This window comes from Geobacter pickeringii (assembly GCF_000817955.1).
GTDB lineage: Bacteria > Desulfobacterota > Desulfuromonadia > Geobacterales > Geobacteraceae > Geobacter > Geobacter pickeringii.
The window spans coordinates 3,426,497-3,444,058 of sequence record NZ_CP009788.1 but is presented as its reverse complement, the minus strand read 5'-3'; the positions used below and the strand labels follow the sequence as shown (position 1 = coordinate 3,444,058).

Annotated in this window: 17 protein-coding genes; 16 read left to right on the top strand and 1 reads right to left on the bottom strand. The window is 63.5% G+C overall.

The window, feature by feature from the left end:
- Positions 1-27 precede the first annotated feature (27 nt).
- From GPICK_RS15665 to GPICK_RS15625, 10 genes are all read left to right on the top strand, one after another.
- Positions 28-342 (top strand): YbaB/EbfC family nucleoid-associated protein, encoded by a 315-nt coding sequence (locus GPICK_RS15665; RefSeq protein ID WP_039744795.1) that lies wholly within the window; start codon positions 28-30, stop codon positions 340-342.
- A gap of 190 nt (positions 343-532) precedes the next feature.
- Complete coding sequence (gene recR / locus GPICK_RS15660; protein ID WP_039744793.1) at positions 533-1,126, top strand: recombination mediator RecR; 594 nt, start codon at positions 533-535, stop codon at positions 1,124-1,126.
- Positions 1,127-1,208: 82 nt separating this feature from the next.
- Positions 1,209-4,799, top strand: coding sequence for a pyruvate:ferredoxin (flavodoxin) oxidoreductase (nifJ, locus tag GPICK_RS15655; protein WP_039744791.1), 3,591 nt, complete (start codon positions 1,209-1,211; stop codon positions 4,797-4,799).
- A 173-nt stretch (positions 4,800-4,972) separates the two neighbouring features.
- Entirely contained in the window at positions 4,973-5,464 is a 492-nt protein-coding gene (locus GPICK_RS15650; RefSeq protein WP_039744788.1) for a roadblock/LC7 domain-containing protein, read from the top strand.
- Positions 5,465-5,479: 15 nt separating this feature from the next.
- The gene (locus GPICK_RS15645; protein WP_039744787.1) at positions 5,480-6,067 is read left to right on the top strand and encodes a GTP-binding protein; all 588 of its coding nucleotides are present in this window, start codon (positions 5,480-5,482) and stop codon (positions 6,065-6,067) included.
- Between the two features lie 126 nt (positions 6,068-6,193).
- The gene (locus tag GPICK_RS15640; protein WP_039744785.1) at positions 6,194-7,996 is read left to right on the top strand and encodes an ABC transporter ATP-binding protein; all 1,803 of its coding nucleotides are present in this window, start codon (positions 6,194-6,196) and stop codon (positions 7,994-7,996) included.
- Positions 7,993-8,583, top strand: coding sequence for a GTP-binding protein (locus tag GPICK_RS18245; protein ID WP_330217054.1), 591 nt, complete (start codon positions 7,993-7,995; stop codon positions 8,581-8,583). The genes GPICK_RS15640 and GPICK_RS18245 overlap by 4 nt, the downstream gene beginning before the upstream one ends.
- The gene (locus GPICK_RS15635) at positions 8,580-9,902 is read left to right on the top strand and encodes a SelB domain-containing protein (RefSeq protein ID WP_330217053.1); all 1,323 of its coding nucleotides are present in this window, start codon (positions 8,580-8,582) and stop codon (positions 9,900-9,902) included. The genes GPICK_RS18245 and GPICK_RS15635 overlap by 4 nt, the downstream gene beginning before the upstream one ends.
- Before the next feature lie 152 nt (positions 9,903-10,054).
- Positions 10,055-11,710, top strand: a complete 1,656-nt coding sequence (locus GPICK_RS15630; RefSeq protein WP_039744783.1) for a sensor histidine kinase — start codon at positions 10,055-10,057, stop codon at positions 11,708-11,710.
- A gap of 16 nt (positions 11,711-11,726) precedes the next feature.
- Positions 11,727-12,146, top strand: a complete 420-nt coding sequence (locus GPICK_RS15625) for a response regulator (protein ID WP_039744780.1) — start codon at positions 11,727-11,729, stop codon at positions 12,144-12,146.
- 28 nt (positions 12,147-12,174) lie between these two features.
- Here GPICK_RS15625 and GPICK_RS15620 read toward each other — a convergent pair whose 3' ends face one another.
- On the bottom strand, positions 12,175-12,435 hold the full coding sequence (locus GPICK_RS15620; protein ID WP_039744778.1) for a cytochrome c3 family protein: 261 nt from the start codon (positions 12,433-12,435) through the stop codon (positions 12,175-12,177).
- Positions 12,436-12,665: 230 nt separating this feature from the next.
- Between GPICK_RS15620 and GPICK_RS15615 the strand changes: the two genes are divergently transcribed.
- The 6 genes from GPICK_RS15615 to atpA all read left to right on the top strand — a co-directional run bounded on the left by GPICK_RS15615 (position 12,666) and on the right by atpA (position 17,558).
- On the top strand, positions 12,666-13,439 hold the full coding sequence (locus GPICK_RS15615) for a ParA family protein (protein ID WP_039744776.1): 774 nt from the start codon (positions 12,666-12,668) through the stop codon (positions 13,437-13,439).
- On the top strand, positions 13,432-14,268 hold the full coding sequence (locus GPICK_RS15610) for a ParB/RepB/Spo0J family partition protein (RefSeq protein WP_039744774.1): 837 nt from the start codon (positions 13,432-13,434) through the stop codon (positions 14,266-14,268). Before GPICK_RS15615 ends, GPICK_RS15610 begins: the two co-directional genes overlap by 8 nt.
- Before the next feature lie 186 nt (positions 14,269-14,454).
- Positions 14,455-14,880, top strand: coding sequence for an ATP synthase F0 subunit B (locus tag GPICK_RS15605; RefSeq protein WP_039744773.1), 426 nt, complete (start codon positions 14,455-14,457; stop codon positions 14,878-14,880).
- Between the two features lies 1 nt (position 14,881).
- Positions 14,882-15,502 carry an ATP synthase F0 subunit B gene (locus tag GPICK_RS15600; RefSeq protein ID WP_039744771.1) on the top strand — a complete coding sequence of 207 codons (621 nt, stop codon included), beginning with the start codon at positions 14,882-14,884 and terminating at the stop codon, positions 15,500-15,502.
- Positions 15,499-16,041 (top strand): ATP synthase F1 subunit delta, encoded by a 543-nt coding sequence (gene atpH, locus GPICK_RS15595; RefSeq protein ID WP_039744769.1) that lies wholly within the window; start codon positions 15,499-15,501, stop codon positions 16,039-16,041. Before GPICK_RS15600 ends, atpH begins: the two co-directional genes overlap by 4 nt.
- A gap of 8 nt (positions 16,042-16,049) precedes the next feature.
- The gene (gene atpA / locus GPICK_RS15590; protein WP_039744766.1) at positions 16,050-17,558 is read left to right on the top strand and encodes a F0F1 ATP synthase subunit alpha; all 1,509 of its coding nucleotides are present in this window, start codon (positions 16,050-16,052) and stop codon (positions 17,556-17,558) included.
- Positions 17,559-17,562: the final 4 nt, after the last annotated feature.

Below are 17,562 nucleotides of genomic sequence, written 5' to 3'. Positions count from 1 at the left end.
TTCCCATCACCACAGACGGAGGAAGAGATGTCCAAAGGTTTGGCAGGTATCATGAAGCAGGCCCAGATGATGCAACAGAAGATGGCAAAGCTCCAGGAAGAAGCGGCGAACCGCACCGCTGAGGCCACCGCCGGCGGCGGCGCCGTGGTTGCCGTGGTAAGCGGCAAGAACCAGCTTCTCTCCCTTACCATCAAGAAGGAGGCGGTGGATCCGGAAGATGTGGAGATGCTCCAGGATCTCGTCATGGCGGCGGTGAACGAGGCGCTGAAAAAGGTCCAGTCCCAGTTTTCCGACGAGATGGGGAAGATCACGGGCGGGCTGAATATCCCCGGTCTCTTCTGAGACCGCCGGTATACGGAAAATTGATTTGTCGTTCGTATACGCCGCCCGCTTCGGAGATTTCCGAAGAGATGCGGTGGTGGCGGCGGCAGCTGAAACGCCATACGTTACGCAATGTTATGGCGTTTTTTATTATGACTTAAAATCTTTACTTACAATATAATCAAAAAATGTTTTATATATCGGTAAAAGTATGATACGTTTTTCGAGGTCATTGACCAGGCTCCTTGTCGAGCTGCAGAAACTTCCGGGGGTCGGTGAGAAAACGGCGCTGCGGCTTGCCTTTCATCTCCTGAAATCTCCCGACAGCGCCGGCGCCCTTGCCGACAGTCTGCGCGAGGTGACATCCCGGGTGAGATTCTGTTCGACCTGCTTCGGCATCACCGAGGACGATCCTTGCCGGCTCTGCACCGGGCCACGGGAAGAAACCTCGCTCTGCGTCGTTGAGGAACCCCAGGATCTCCTGGCAGTGGAGCGGACCGGGGCATTCCGGGGGCGCTATCACGTCCTCCAGGGGGCACTGTCCCCCCTGAACGGCATCACGCCGTCCCGCTTGCGAATTGCCGAGCTGATGACGCGGCTCGGGGAGGGGACGGTGCAGGAAGTGGTGCTCGCCACCAACTTCTCGGTGGAGGGGGAGGCAACGGCGCTCTATCTCGCCCGGCTCATCAAGCCGCTCGGGATCCGGGTCACGAGGCTTGCCCACGGCATCCCGACGGGAAGCGATCTGGAGTATGTGGACGCCGCCACGGTGCAGCGGGCGCTGGAGGGGCGGAATGAGCTGTAGGACCAGTCCCCGCCTGTGCAGGACCGTAATCGATGACTAACGAACAGTTACGGCTGTGCGTACTTTCCAAGAGGAGGAGTGTATGAGCAGAAAAATGGTAACGATCGATGGCAACACCGCCGCCGCCCACGTGGCCCACGCCACCAACGAGGTGATCGCCATCTACCCCATCACCCCTTCATCGGTCATGGGCGAGATTTCCGACATCAAGAGCGCCATGGGCGAGAAGAACATCTGGGGGACGGTCCCTTCGGTAGTCGAGATGCAGTCCGAGGGGGGGGCCGCCGGCGCCGTCCACGGCGCACTCCAGGCAGGAGCCCTCACCACCACCTTCACCGCGAGCCAGGGGCTCCTCCTCATGATCCCCAACATGTTCAAGATCGCCGGCGAGCTGACCTCCACGGTCTTCCACGTCTCGGCCCGCGCCATTGCGGCCCAGGCACTCTCCATCTTCGGCGACCACTCCGACGTCATGTCCTGCCGTTCCACCGGCTGGGCCATGCTCTGTTCCAACAACGTCCAGGAGGTCATGGACTTTGCCCTCATCGCCCAGGCGGCGACGCTGCGCGCCCGGGTGCCGTTCCTCCACTTCTTCGACGGGTTCCGGACCTCCCATGAGGTGCAGAAGGTGGAAGAGCTCACCTTCGACGACATGCGCGCCATGATCGACGATGCCCTCGTTGCAGCCCACAAGGGGCGCGCCCTCTCCCCGGATTTTCCGGTGATGCGCGGCACCGCCCAGAACCCCGACGTCTACTTCCAGGGGCGCGAGACGGTGAACCCCTACTACCCCGCCACCCTCGGCATCGTGCAGGAGGAGATGGACAAGTTCGCCACGCTGGCCGGCCGCCAGTACCGGCTGGTGGATTACGTGGGGGCTCCCGACGCCGAGCGGGTCGTCGTCATCATGGGCTCCGGCGCCGACACCATCCAGGAGACGGTTGAGACCCTGGTGGCCAAAGGGGAGAAGGTCGGCCTCGTCAAGATCCGCCTGTTCCGGCCGTTCCCGGTGGATGCCTTCGCCGCGGCCCTTCCCGCCACCGTCAAGAAGATTGCTGTCCTCGACCGGACCAAGGAGCCCGGCTCCCTCGGCGAGCCCCTCTATCTCGACGTCCGCACCGCCATTGGCGAGGCGATGGCCGACGGGAAGACCTCCTTCGCCGGCTACCCGGCCATCGTCGGCGGCCGCTACGGCCTCGGCTCCAAGGAGTTCACCCCTGCCCACGCCAAGGCGGTCTTCGACAACCTGAAGGACGACCGGCCGAAGAACCACTTCGTGGTCGGCATCACCGAGGATGTCACCGACGCGAGCCTTTCCGTCGACCCGGCGTTCAAGAACCCGGCCGAGGGGATCTACTCTGCCATGTTCTTCGGCCTCGGCTCCGACGGCACCGTCGGCGCCAACAAGAACTCCATCAAGATCATCGGCGAGCGGACCGACAACAACGCCCAGGCCTACTTCGTCTATGACTCCAAGAAGGCGGGAACCATCACCACCTCCCACCTCCGCTTCGGGAAGAAGGCGATCCGCTCCCCGTACCTGGTGGACCAGGCCGACTTCGTGGCCTGCCACAACTTCTCCTTCCTGGAGAAGTACGACATGCTCTCCAAGGCCAAGGAAGGGGCCACCTTCCTCCTCTGCTCCCCCTTCGACAAGGACGAGGTGTGGGATCGGATGCCGGTGGAGGTGCAGCAGCAGATCATCGACAAGAAGCTGAAGCTCTATGTCATCAACGCCATCAAGGTGGCCGAGGAGCTCGGGCTCGGCGCCCGTATCAACGTCATCATGCAGACGGCGTTCTTCAGGATTTCCGGCATCATCCCGCTGGAGACCGCTCTCGACTCCATCAAGGACGCCATCAAGAAGTCCTACGGCAAGGCGGGCGAGAAGGTGGTGGAGATGAACAACAAGGCGGTGGATGCCGCTCTGGAGAACATCTTCGAAGTCGCCGTGCCGGCAGCGGCCACCAGCGCCCTGAAGAAGCCCCCCGTGGTCGGCGCCCACGCCCCGGAGTTCGTGAAGGACGTGACCGCCACCATCATCGCCGGCTACGGCGATGACGTGCCGGTCTCCAAGATGCCGGCCGACGGCACCTTCCCCACTGCCACTTCCCAGTACGAGAAGCGCAACATCGCCGTGGAGATCCCGGTGTGGGACGAGAGCCTCTGCATCCAGTGCGGCATCTGTTCCTTCGTCTGTCCCCACGCCACCATCCGGATGAAGGCCTACGACCCCGCCTCCCTGGCCAAGGCTCCTGCCACCTTCAAGGCGGTGGACGCCAAGGGTGCCGAGTACAAGGGGATGAAGTTCTCCCTCCAGGTGGCCCCCGAGGACTGCACCGGCTGCGGCGCCTGCGTCCACAACTGCCCGGCCAAGAGCAAGGAGGACCCGAACCACAAGGCGATCAACATGCAGTTCCAGCCCCCCCTGCGTGAGCAGGAGGCAAAGAACTGGGACTTCTTCCTTACCCTTCCGGAGACCGACCTCGCGCTCCTCAAGCTCGACTCCCTCAAGGGGAGCCAGCTGGTGCGGCCGCTCTTCGAGTTCTCCGGCGCCTGCGCCGGCTGTGGCGAGACCCCGTACCTGAAACTGATGTCGCAGCTCTTCGGCGACCGGGCCCTCATCGCCAACGCCACCGGCTGCACCTCCATCTACGGCGGCAACCTCCCCACCACCCCGTGGGCCAAGCGGGCCGACGGCCGGGGTCCGGCGTGGTCCAACTCCCTCTTCGAGGACAACGCCGAGTTCGGCTTCGGCATGCGTCTCACGGTGGACAAGTTCAACGAGCAGGCGCTGGAACTCCTGGATCAACTCCTTGAGTGCGGCTGTAAGTCGTGCGATTCCTTCCGCGGGGTCATGGCCGAGATCAAGACGGCCGACCAGTCGACCCAGGCAGGGGTCGAGGCGCAGCGGGAGCGGGTTGCCGGCCTGAAGAAGGCGCTGGCCGACTGCCCCGAGCCGGCAGCCAAGCGGCTCCTCACCCTGGCCGACTACCTGGTGAAGAAGTCGGTCTGGTGCATCGGCGGTGACGGCTGGGCCTACGACATCGGGTACGGCGGCCTCGACCACGTCATCGCCTCGGGGCGCAACGTGAACCTGCTGGTCCTCGACACCGAGGTCTACTCCAACACCGGCGGCCAGGCCTCCAAGTCGACCCCCCTCGGTGCGGTGGCCCAGTTCGCCGCCGGCGGCAAGGCGATGCCCAAGAAGGACCTCGGGATGATCGCCATGGCCTATGGCACCGTCTACGTGGCCAAGGTATCGCTGGCCAACCCGGCCCAGTGCATCAAGGCGTTCCTGGAGGCGGAGGCCTTCGACGGGCCGTCGCTCATCATCGCCTATGCCCACTGCATCGCCCACGGCATCAACATGACCACCGCCGTCGACGAGCAGAAGAAGGCGGTTTCTTCCGGGCACTGGACCCTGTTCCGCTACAACCCCGATCTTGCCTGCAAGGGACAGAATCCGCTCCAGCTCGACAGCAAGGCGCCGAGCATCTCGTTTGAAGAGTACGCCCTCAGCGAGAACCGCTACCGGGTGCTCAAGAAGTCCAATCCGAAGGCCGCTGCCGCCCTCATGGCCCAGGCGAGCGAGTGGAATGCCCGCCGTTTCGAGCTCTACGAGAAGATGGCTCAGATGACCTTCTCGGTCTGCCCGGCGGAAAAGAAGTAACCGTCCCGGCACCGTTTCGCGAGCAAGGCCCCGGCATATCCTGTGCCGGGGCCTTTCGTTTGAACTGCCGCCGGGCTTTATCCCCTTGAACGGACGACGATAGTTTGTTATAACCAAGCCGATTACGCATCGTGTGCATTTGCGAACGCGCCCGACCGGCGAAGAGGTGTTCCATGGCTTATCCTCAGATGGTGATGTACGATGAGGAGTTCAAGCAGATTAACTTCGTGATCGATAAACTCCTCCGGGAAGCCAACGCCAAGGTGATCTTCCTGGTCGACAAGAACGGCCAGCTCATCTCCGGCGTCGGCGAGACGGACCGGTTCGACACGACGTCGCTTGCCTCCCTCACCGCCGGGAATATTGCCGCCACCGGCGGCCTCGCCAAGCTGATCGGCGAAAAGGAGTTCTCCATCCTCTTCCACGAGGGGGAGAAGGACAACCTCCACATCTCCATCGTCGGCGGCCGGGTGATCCTGGTGGTCATCTTCGACAGCCGCTCGTCCCTGGGGCTGGTGCGGTTGCGGGTAAAAAAGGCCTCGGAAGAGCTGACCGGCATCTTCGACCGGCTCATGCGCAAGGCCGAAGAGAAGGAGCGGAGCGGGGTGCCGGAGTTCCCCTTCGCCGAGATCACCGACGACGATATCGACAACCTGTTCAGCTAGCCCGAGGTACGGCGGATGTCTTTCATTAACTATGCGTCGCGCGAGATCAACTGCAAGATCGTCTACTACGGGCCGGGCCTCTGCGGCAAGACGACCAATCTCCAGTATGTCTACCAGATGACCGCTCCCGAGGCGAAGGGGAAGATGATCAGCCTCGCCACGGAGACGGAGCGGACCCTCTTCTTCGACTTCCTGCCGTTGGCCCTCGGCGAAATCCGTGGCTTCAAGACCCGTTTCCACCTCTACACCGTCCCCGGCCAGGTATTCTACGACGCCTCCCGGAAGCTGATCCTCAAGGGGGTCGACGGCGTGGTCTTCGTGGCTGACTCCCAGGAAGAGCGGATGGACGCCAACATCGAGTCCCTCGAAAACCTCCGGTTCAACCTGAAGGAGCAGGGGTACGACCTCGACAAGCTCCCCTACGTGGTCCAGTACAACAAGCGGGACCTCCCCGGCGTGCTGGCGGTGGATGAGCTGCGGCGGGAGCTGAATCCCACGGGGGTCCCCGACTTCGACGCCTGTGCCGCCACGGGGGAAGGGGTTTTTGAGACCCTGAAAGCAGTGGCGAAACTGATCCTCATCGACCTGAAAAAGGGGAGATGACCCAGGGGCGGTTCCGCGCCTCTGCGCCGACGAGCCCATGGGGTAACCCGTGGGCTTTTTCGTTTGAAGCCCCTGCGAGACGTCGGCCGTTCTGCAGGAGGCCGTCCGTTGCACCCAGGGAGAGCCATGCACCACGGCAACGCCTATGAAGACGAGATAGTCGGCAAGGCCTACGACCGGCACCTCATGGGGAGGTTTCTCCGCTACGTGCGGCCGTACGCCGGCCTCGCCATGGTGTCGCTGGCACTGCTCCCCCTCTCCGCCGCGGTGCGGCTCGCGCAGCCCTGGCTCCTCAAGGTGGCCATCGACGGCCACATCGTCTCCGGACGGATGGAGGGGCTGCCGCTGGTGGCGGCGGGCTTCTTCGCGCTGATCGTGGCGGAATCGCTCCTCACCTTCCTGGAGGCATGGCTCCTCCAGTATCTCGGCCAGCGGGTCATGTTCGATCTCCGCCTGGAGCTCTTCTCCCACGTCCAGCGGCTCCCGGTGCCGTTCTTCGACCGGACCCCCACCGGCAGCCTCGTGACGCGACTCACCAGCGACGTGGAGGTTCTCGGCGAGATGTTTGCCGCCGGCATCATCACCGTAGTGGGGGACATCCTCTTCCTCGCCGGCATCATCGGCGTCATGCTCTGGATGAACCCCACCCTCTCCCTCGTCACCTTCTCGGTCCTGCCGCTCCTCGTCTGGGTCGCCTTCACCTTCCGGGTGAGGATGCGGACGGCGTTTCGGGAGGTCCGCGCCCGCCTGGCAACCCTCAACACCTTCCTAGCGGAGACCATTGGCGGCATGGCCATCGTGCAGCTCTTCAACCGCCAGGCCACCGAGCGCCGGGAGTTCACCCGGCTCAACGCCGCCTACCGCGACGCCAATTTGCCGGTCATCACCTGGGATGCCTCGCTCTACGCCCTGGTGGAGGCCCTCTCCTCGGTGGCGGTGGGGCTCATCGTCTGGTACGGCGGCGGCGAGATCGCCCGGGGGGCACTCACCTTCGGCGCCCTGGTCGCCTTCATCCAGTACATCGAAAAGTTTTTCGGCCCCATCCGGGATCTCTCCGCCAAGTATTCGATCATGCAGGGGGCGATGGCGGCGCTGGAGCGGATCTTCAACCTCCTCGACACGGGAGGAGACACCGTCGCCATTCTGCCGCCGGCGGGGGACGTGGAACGGCAGGTTCCCGCCGGCCGGCCGGTCTCTACGATCGAATTCCAGGACGTCTGGTTCGCCTACCGGGACAAGGAGTATGTCCTGCGCGATTTCACCCTCACGGTGCGGCGGGGGGAGACGGTGGCCCTTGTCGGTGAGACCGGCGGGGGGAAAACCACGGTTACCCGCCTCCTCTCCCGCTTTTACGACGTGAACCGCGGGAGCATCCGGTTTGACGGCACGGACATCCGGGAACTCTCGCTGGACGGGCTTCGCCGACGGATCGGGGTCGTCCTCCAGGAGCCGTACCTCTTCAGCGGAACGGTTGCCTTCAATATCTCCCTCGGCGACGAGGGGGCCGCGCGCCGGGTCGAGGAGGCCGCCCGCCTCGTCGGGGCCGACCGCTTCATCCGGGCGCTCCCCAACGGCTACGACGAAGAGGTGCGGGAGCGGGGGGCAAACCTCTCCGCCGGGGAGCGCCAGCTCATCTCCTTTGCCCGCGCCGTCGCCTTCGATCCCGAGATCCTCGTCCTCGACGAGGCGACCGCCAGTGTCGATTCGGCCAGCGAGCGGCTGATCCAGGAGGGGTTACGGGGGCTCATGGCCGGCAGGACTTCCCTGGTGGTTGCCCACCGGCTCTCCACGGTCCGGGATGCGGACCGGATCGCCGTCATCCACCGGGGGGAGAAGGTCGAGGAGGGGACCCACCGGGAGCTGCTGGCCGCCGGCGGGCTGTACAGCCGGCTCTATCGGCTGCAATTCAAGGATCAGGAGCGGACATGAAACATCTCATTCTCGGTACCGCCGGCCATATCGACCATGGCAAGACCTCCCTCGTCCGGGCCCTGACCGGCATCGACACCGACCGGCTCCCGGAGGAGAAGAAGCGCGGCATCACCATCGAACTCGGCTTTGCCCATCTGGAGCTGCCGGGAGGGATCCAGTTCGGCATCGTCGACGTGCCGGGGCACGAGCGCTTTGTCCGGACCATGGTGGCGGGGGTGGGGGGGATGGATCTCGTGATGCTCGTCATTGCCGCCGACGAGGGGGTGATGCCCCAGACCCGCGAACATCTGGAGATCTGCCAGCTCCTCGGGGTCAGCAGGGGGGTCGTGGCGCTCACCAAGAGCGACATGGTGGACCCCGAGTGGCTCGGCCTCGTGGCCGAGGAGGTGCGGGAGTACCTGGCCGGGAGTTTTCTGGCGGGGGCGCCGGTGGTGCCGGTGTCGTCCCGGACCGGCGCGGGGCTGGACGAACTGCGGGGGGAGCTGGCGCGGCTGGGGCCGAGGCCGAGGAGCGGAAGGGGGAGGGGCCGTTTCGGCTCCCCATCGACCGGGTCTTCACCGTTACCGGTTTCGGCACCGTCGTGACCGGCACCCTGCTGGCGGGGGAGATCCGGGTCGGTGACGAGGTGGAGCTCCTGCCGTCGGGGCGCCAGGCCCGGGTGCGGGGGGTCCAGACCCACGGCAGGAAGGGGGAGTCCGCCACTGCGGGGCAGCGGGTGGCGGTGAACCTCCAGGGGGTGGAGCATGGGGAGGTGGCGCGCGGCGATATCGTCGTTCCCCGGGGGGTATACCGCACCACCCGCGCCGTGGATGCCCGCCTCGACTACCTCCCCTCGGCGCCGAAGGAGCTCCGGCACCGGGCGACCCTGCGCCTCCATTCGGCCACCTACGAGGTTCCCGCCCAGGTGATACTCCTCGACCGCGACCTCCTCCCGCCGGGGGAATCGGCCTTTGTCCAGCTCCGCCTCAAGTCGCCGGTGCTCCTCCTCCCCGGCGACCCCTTTGTCCTGCGCTCCTATTCCCCTGCGGCAACCGTCGGCGGCGGGCGGGTCCTCGACCCGATGCCTCCCCGGCACCGGCGTCGCTCCGCCGAGGCGCTGGAGCTCCTCGGTGCCCTGGGGGGGGGGAGCGATACGGAGAAGGTGCGCGAGCTCGTGGCGGGAAGCCTCCTCTCCGGCGTGGCGCTGGAAGAGATCGCGGTCCGGAGCGGGGTTGCCGCCAAACGGTGCGACGCTGCCCTTGCCGCCCTGCTTTCCGCCGGCGAGGTGGTCCAGGCGGTGCGCGAGCCACGCATCTTCCTCTCCCGCACCTCCTTCGGGGCGCTGAAGGAGCTCCTGCTCGGCGAGGTGGAAGGGTATCTGCGGGACAACACCCTCAAGGACGGCATCGGGAAGGAAGAGCTCAAGACCCGTCTCCCCCGGCGGAGCGATCCACGGTTTTTCGGTCCGCTCCTCCAGGCCCTGGAACGGGAGGGGAAGGTGGTGGTCGATCGGGAGCTCGTCAAGCTCCCCGGCCGGAAGGGAGCTGCAACCGTCGACCAGGCGGGGTTCCAGGCGCGGATTGAAACGGCCCTGACGCGGGGGGGGGCGGAGCCCCCGACGGTGAAGGAGCTGTGCGAGGCGCTTCGCTGTGGCGAAAAGGACCTTCTGGAGCACCTGGCCGTCCTGGTGCGGGGGGGGAGGGCAAAGAAGGTGAAGGGGGATCTCTTCTATGCCCCGGAGCCACTGGCGGCGCTGCGGGAGCAGCTCGTCGCCCTCCTGAGGGAGAAGGGGGAGATCACCCCCCCCGAGTTCCGGGAGATCACGGGGCTTTCCCGCAAGTTCATGATTCCGCTGCTCGAGTATTTCGACCAGGAAAAGGTGACGATCCGCGTCGGAGACAAGCGGGTGCTCAGGAAAGGGTAACGTGGTCGCGTCGCCCGGATTTGCAAAGGGTGCATTTTGCCGTAAGATTTCTCAGAGCATAAGATTTTTCAAAGAAACCGGTAGTCGGTAGTGGCGCCAGTCCCGGTCCCGGCGGGGCGCTTCTTTCCGTGGCGGGAAGGGGGAGGTCCATCATGAAAGCGCTTCCCCTTGAGAGGCTTGTTGCCGAGAACGGGGAATGGCTGGCGGAACGGGCTCTCCGGTATGGGCGGGAGCTTGGCTGCATCGGGGACGTCCCTGTCGGCGAGGAGCCGTGGCGGCGTTCTGCCGACGGCCTTTACCATTCCCTCGCTCAGTCCTTGGGGGGTGGGGCGTCGCTCCCCCCCTTCGACTGTGGCATCGATTACTCCCGGAACCCCGCCTTCGCTTTCGGCGCGGAAGAGGTCCGTCGCTGTCGGGCCGGGGGAGTCACTCTCCGGGCGTTCCTCAGTTTCATGAAGTGCTGTCGCCGGAGTTGCCTCGATCTCATGCAGGAGAGGGGACTCAGCCGGGTGGTGATGGAGCGGTGTGCCCATTCCCTCGGCCGGTTTTTCGAGCTGGTGGAGTGGGGCTTCTGCTTCGAGTGGGACCGGCTCACGGAGAAGCACAACGGCGCCGGGCCGGAAGAGACCGTTGGTTCGACGCCCGAAGGGGCGTGCGGGGCCGACGGTGCGCTCCGGTTGTCGGAGCAGTTTTTTCACGCCGCCATCGACGCCTTCTCCGCACACGTGGCGATTCTGGAGAGCAGTGGCGTGATCCTGGCGGTGAACCGCGCATGGCGCCGTTTTGCCGATGAAAATGGGTTCCGGGGGGAGGGTCACGGCGTTGGCCAGAATTACCTGGCGGTCTGTGATGCCGTCGAGGGGGAGGAGGCCGCCATTGCCGGGGCGGTCTCCCGGGGGATTCGCGCGTTGGCCGCCGGGCGCTGCGCGGAATTCCACATCGAATACACCTGCCACAGCCCCGACGAAAAGAGATGGTTTCAGGTCCGGGCCACCCGTGTCGACGGGGGGATGTCGGATCGGCTCGCCGTGGTGCACGAGAACATCACCGAGGTGAAGCGCGCCGAGGAGGAGATGCGCACCTTCAACCGCGAGTTGGAGCGGCGGGTGCGGCAGCGCACCGCCGAGCTGGAGCAGTCGAACCGGGAGATGGAGGAGTTCTGCCACGCGGTTTCCCACGATCTCCGCGGGCATCTGGCACGGCTCGAAGGGTTTGGCCGCGGGCTCTTCGAGGACTGTGCCGATGTTCTGGATGCACGGTCCCGGTTCTACGTGGAGCGGATCTGCCGTATCGGCATCGATCTCCGCCGGGTCGTCGATGCGCTTCTCGAGCTGAGCAGGATCGGCCGGGAGGAGCTGGCGGTGCAGGAAGTCGACCTGGGTAAACTCGCCGGCACCATCATCGAGGAGCTTCATCGGAACCACCCTCGGCGCGTGGTGCGGTTCACCGTTCCGCTCTCCATCGCAGCCCGGGGGGATCCGCGTCTGTTGCGGATAGTCCTCGAAAAGCTCCTCGGCAATGCCTGGAAGTTCACGTCGGGAAAGGAGCTGGCCGAGATCGAGTTCGGCGTCACGCAGCGGTACGGAATGCCGGCCTACTTTGTGCGCGACAACGGGGCGGGGTTCGATATGCGGTACGCGGGGAGGCTTTTCCGGCCATTCCAGCGTCTCCATGCCGACGGGGAGTTTGCAGGGGAGGGGATCGGTCTGGCCACGGTGCAGCGGGTCGTCCGGCGCCACGGCGGCCACGTGTGGGCGGAGGGGGCGGTGGGAGAGGGAGCGATCTTCACATTCACGCTGTCGGCGTGATGGTCAGGAGGGTGGGGTGGAGGCGAAACAGATTCTGCTGGTGGAGGACAATCCCGACGATGAGTTCCTTGAGCTTCGCGCCCTGCGTCGCCAGGGGCTGGAGGAGGTGGTGGTCGCCCGGGACGGGGAACAGGCGATATCACTCATTCTTGGCGACAGAGTCTCTAGCCGCGACCGCAGCGCGGCGGGCCCCTGGCTCGTTCTCCTCGATCTGAAGCTGCCGAAGGTCGACGGCATCGAGGTGCTCCGGGCGATCAGGAGCAACGACCGGACCAGGGATATCCCGGTGATCGTGATCAGTTCGTCGTGCGAGGGGGTGGAGGTCCAGCGGTGCCGGGAACTGGGGGTGACGCACTACTTCACCAAACCGCTGGACGGCGAAAAACTGGTCGGGGTCCTTCGCGAGGCGGGGCTGCTCGACGGCGCTGCCCCCTGAGCGACGTCTCGCCCAGGGGGGGTCCTGGTCATTTCTTGTGGCACTCAATGCAGAGCGAATCAGTGACGCGGCGTTTCAGCACGGCGGCCGGGTCTTTCGACTCCCCTTTTCCCATGAGCCGTTCTCCCATCTTGTGGCAGCCGAAACAGCCGCGACCCTGCAGCGCCTGGTGCATCCGGACCATGCCGGGCTTCTTGCTGTGGCACTCCTTGCATTCGAACATGCCGCCCCAGGCACTCCCGGCGGCGGAGCCGATCATCAGCCCTGCAACAACTAATTTTCTGAGCATATGCAATGCCTTCCTCGATGTTTTTCTTCCATAGTACCCGCTGCGCTTCCGTCCCGGTTTGACCAAAGTCAAATTCTTTGCCGAAGAGGTCGCCCGCCAAAAGCGCCCCGGTATCTGTCCGCTGAAGCGGGGGTAAAAATCCCTTCACAAACGGGGGAGAGTGTGGTAACTATCACTCGCTTCCGGGAAATGCCGCCCACCCCTCACCAGTTCACGAAGACGACAAACCAATGGCCAAAAAAATATGCATTGCGAACCAGAAGGGGGGGGTCGGCAAGACCACCACCGCGGTGAACCTCGCGGCGTCGCTCGCGGCTGCCGAGAAGCGGACGCTGCTCGTGGACATGGACCCCCAGGGGAATGCCGGCAGCGGTGTCGGCATCGACAAGGGGGGGCTTGCCGAATCGGTCTACGATGCGATCATAAACGACGCGGATCCCGCCTCCCTCGTGATCCCGACCGATCTGGCCTTTCTGGAGCTCCTTCCGTCCACCACCGATCTGGCCGGCGCAGAGCTGGAACTGGTCGTGACGGAAGGGCGCGAGTGGAAACTCAAGCAGGCCCTCTCCCGCCTCGACGACCGCTATGACTACATCCTCATCGACTGCCCCCCGTCGCTCGGCCTGCTCACCGTCAATGCCATGACTGCTGCCGATTCTGTGCTCATTCCGCTCCAGTGCGAGTATTATGCCATGGAGGGACTGTCACAGATCATCAAGACCATCAAGCTCGTCCAGAAGGGGCTCAATCCGGCGCTCGGAATCGAAGGAATCCTGCTTACCATGTACGACGGCAGAAACAATCTCGCCCGCCAGGTGAGCGAAGAAATCCGGGGCCACTTCAAGGATCTGGCATTCGAGACCGTCATTCCCCGCAACGTCAGGCTTTCCGAGGCACCGAGCCACGGCCGCCCCATCATCCTGTATGACATCACCTCCAAGGGGGCGGTCACCTACATGGAGCTTGCGAAAGAACTCATGGAGCGGGAGGCGCGCAATGGTTAAGAAGACCGGCCTTGGAAAGGGGATGGCCGCGCTGCTCCCGGTGGTCGAGGAGGAGGGGAAACGTTACTTCTCCTGTCCGATCGAAGAGATCCGGCCCAACAAGAACCAGCCCCGCAAGACCTTTGTTCCTGAAAAGCTCGAAGAGTTGGCCGCCTCGATCCGCGAAAAGGGGATTATCCAGCCGCTGGTGGTCCGCAGGAAGGGGGACCACTACGAACTGATCGCCGGCGAACGCCGCTGGCGTGCCGCCCAGAAGGCGGAGTTGCGCGAAGTCCCGGTGGTCATCCAGGACGTCTCCGAAGACACGGCGCTGGAAATGGCGCTCATCGAGAATATTCAGCGGGAGGATCTCAATGCCGTGGAAGAGGCGGAGGCCTACCACGCGTTGATGGAAACATTCGGCCTCACCCAGGAAGAGCTGGCGAAGCGGGTGGGGAAAGACCGCTCCACCGTTGCCAACTCCCTGCGGCTGCTTAAGCTTTCCCCGGAGCTGAAGAGGGATATCGTGGAAGAGCGCCTCGCCATGGGGCACGCTCGGGCACTGCTGGCGCTCGAGAGTGGCGAACAACAGCGGGAAGCGCGCGAGGCCATCGTCCGCGGCAACCTTACGGTGCGCGAAGCAGAAGCGCTGGTGAAGCGGGCCCGGTCTGCTCCCCGGCCGCGGGTGAGTGCGCGAAGCGATGTCCATGGCTCCGATCTTGTCGAGCAGCTTCAGCGGCGCTTCATGGCCAAGGTCGCCGTGCGTCGCAGCGGCAAGGGGGGGCGCATCGAGATTGCGTTCAGCGGGCAGGAGGAACTGACACGGCTCGTGGAACTTCTTCTTGGCTAAAGACCCTTGCGCAGACCGGGTTTACGCAATATCTAGATAGTGTAAATCATATAAAAGGCTTGACATGGTTGTTGGCCTGTGGTAGCTAACGTCTATTTGCGGCCCAACGACCGTATTTTTTTTTGATACGTCAGTAATTGCATACTGTATACAAAATCTATTCATAAAACTCGACGGGGTGGTAGCGTGATAAGTTTGGATCTTGCCTTTGTCATTCAACTGGTGAACTTCCTGGTGCTGATGCTGGTGCTGAACATCCTCCTTTACAAGCCGATCAGGAAGGTGATTGCCGATCGTAAGGCGCAGATTGGCGGCGCGAAAGATCGTGCCGCCGCGGTGGACCAGGAGGTGCAGGCGAAGGTAGCCCTCTACGAGGCGCGTCTGCGTGAGGTCAAGGCCAAGGCCGGCGAGGAGCGCGAAGCGCTTCGGAAGGAGGCGCAGCAGGAGCAGGCGGTTTGTCTTGAGCGCGCCCGTGCTGAAGCAACCGATTCTCTCTTGGCGATCAAAAACCGAGTTGCCAAGGAAGCCACCGAGGCAAAGGAGCTGTTGAAGGAGCAGGCCCGCTCCCTGTCGCTTGAAATCTGCGAGAAAGTTCTTGGGAGGAGTCTGTAAGATGGCGAATGCGAGAGGGTACAGAGGGCTGGTTCGGCCCGTGGTGACGATGGCGGTGTTCTGCCTCGCGCTTGCCGGCCTGGCGGCGCTGGGGTTTGCCTCCGAGGGGGGCGAGGGCGCCCATCATGTCGATACCGGCAAGCAGCTCAAGGACTTCATGTGGCGGGTCATCGACTTTGCCGCCCTGATCGCGCTTCTTGTCTGGGCGCTTAAGAAGGCGAACGTCAAGGGGGCACTGGGCGACCGTACTGCAACCATCGAGAAAGCGCTCCGCGATGCGGAGACGGCTCGGGATGCGGCAGAGCGTAAGCTTGCCGAGTATCGCGAGAAGCTCGAAACGGCAAACAATGAAGTCGATGAGATCTATGCCGCGATCCGCCGGGAAGGTGAGCTGGAAAAGGAGCGGATAGTTGCCGAAGCGAAATCCGCTGCGGAAAAGATTCGTGAACAGGCTGCCGCCACTGCGAATCAGGAGATTCTGAAGGCGAAGGCCGAGCTTCGTGACGAGGCGGCCCGCCTCGCCGTTCAAATGGCCGAGCAGGCGATCCGGGAGAAGATCTCGAAGGATGACCAGGATCGGCTTGTGAAAGACTATCTTACGAAGGTGGAGAATTTACATTGATCTCGAACGCAATTGCACGTCGCTACGCCAAGGCTCTGGTGCAGCTTGGGGCGGAAGAGGGGGCGGTGGATCGGTTCGGCGCCGAACTCGCCCGGGCTGCCGCGGTGCTGGGAACCAGTGCCGACCTTCGTCTGATCCTCGGAAGTCCTGCCTACCGAATTGAGGCTAAACGGGAAATCCTCAAGGATGTGATCGCCAAGTTGAGTCTGTCGGGTAGCGTTGCGAATTTTCTTCAGGTGCTTCTCGACCGGGGGCGCATCGGCTGTCTTCCCCAGATCGTTCAGAGCTATGAGTCTTTCGCCGATGAGTTGTCGGGAGTAGTCCGGCCGGTCCTCGTGTCAGCCGTTTCCCTCGACGACGCCCAGGTTGAGGAGATGAAGTCGGCGCTCTCCAAGGCCACCGGCAAAAAGGTTGTACTTTCCGTCAAGGTTGATCCCTCCCTGATTGGGGGAGTGGTTACCAAGATTGGCGACAAGGTATTCGACGGCAGCGTACGAACCCAGCTTGACAGGATTAGGGATATATTACAGAAGGGGTGAGAGGTTCCATGGAAATCAGAGCGGAAGAAATCAGCGAGATTATCAGGAAGCAGATTAAAGAGTACGGCAAAGAGGTAGAGGTTGCCGAAACCGGCACCATTATCTCCGTCGGCGACGGTATCGCCCGTATCCACGGTCTCGACAAGGCCATGGCGGGTGAGCTTCTGGAGTTCCCCGGCGGGGTTTCCGGCATGGTCCTCAACCTTGAAGAGGATAACGTCGGTGCCGCCATCCTCGGCGACTTTGAGGAGATCAAAGAAGGCGATTCCGTCAAGCGGACCGGCCGCATCGTCGAGGTTCCGGTCGGCGAGGCGCTGGTCGGTCGTGTCGTGAACGCCATCGGCCAACCCATCGACGGCAAGGGCCCCATCAACAGTGATAACTTCCGGAAGGTGGAGGTGAAAGCCCCCGGCATCGTCAAGCGGAAGTCGGTTCATCAGCCGATGGCTACCGGCCTCAAGGCGATCGATGCAATGGTGCCGATCGGCCGCGGGCAGCGTGAGCTCATCATCGGCGACCGTCAGACCGGCAAGACTGCCGTTGCCATCGATACCATCATCAACCAAAAGGGCGGCGACGTCATCTGCATCTACGTCGCCATCGGCCAGAAGCGTTCGACGGTTGCGCAGGTCGTGTCGAAGCTTCAGGAGCACGGCGCGATGGATTATACCATCGTTGTCGCCGCCACCGCCTCCGAGCCGGCACCGCTTCAGTTCATCGCACCGTACACCGGTGTTACCATGGGCGAGTACTTCCGCGATGGTGGCAAGCATGCCCTCATCATCTACGATGACCTTTCCAAGCAGGCCGTTGCCTACCGGCAGCTTTCGCTTCTCCTTCGTCGTCCGCCGGGACGCGAAGCATACCCCGGCGACGTCTTCTACCTCCACAGCCGTCTTCTGGAGCGCGCCGCCAAGCTTTCCGACGACTGCGGGGCGGGCTCCATCACGGCGCTGCCGATCATTGAGACCCAGGCCGGCGACGTCTCGGCGTACATCCCGACCAACGTTATCTCGATCACCGACGGCCAGATCTACCTTGAGACGGATCTCTTCTACTCGGGCGTTCGTCCGGCCATCAACGTCGGTCTCTCGGTTTCCCGCGTCGGTGGTGCCGCTCAGACCAAGGCAATGAAGCAGGTTGCCGGTACGCTCCGTCTCAACCTCGCCCAATACCGCGAGATGGCGGCGTTCGCCCAGTTTGGTTCAGACCTCGACAAGGCGACCCAGATGCAGCTCGCTCGCGGCGAGCGTCTGGTTGAGATCCTCAAGCAGCCGCAGTATCGTCCGCTCCCCTTCGAAAAACAGGTTCTCGTCATTTTCGCGGCCAACAATGGCTACGTCGACGATTATGCCGTTTCGGTCCTCAAGCGTTATGAGGCGGAGCTGTTGAGCTTCTTCGATACGAGGAAGTCTGACATTCTCGCCGAACTGCGCGAGAAGAAGGCCATCGATGACGAGCTGAAGGCCAAGATTGCCGGAGCGCTCGACGAGTTCAAGAAGGAATTTACCGCGTAAAACA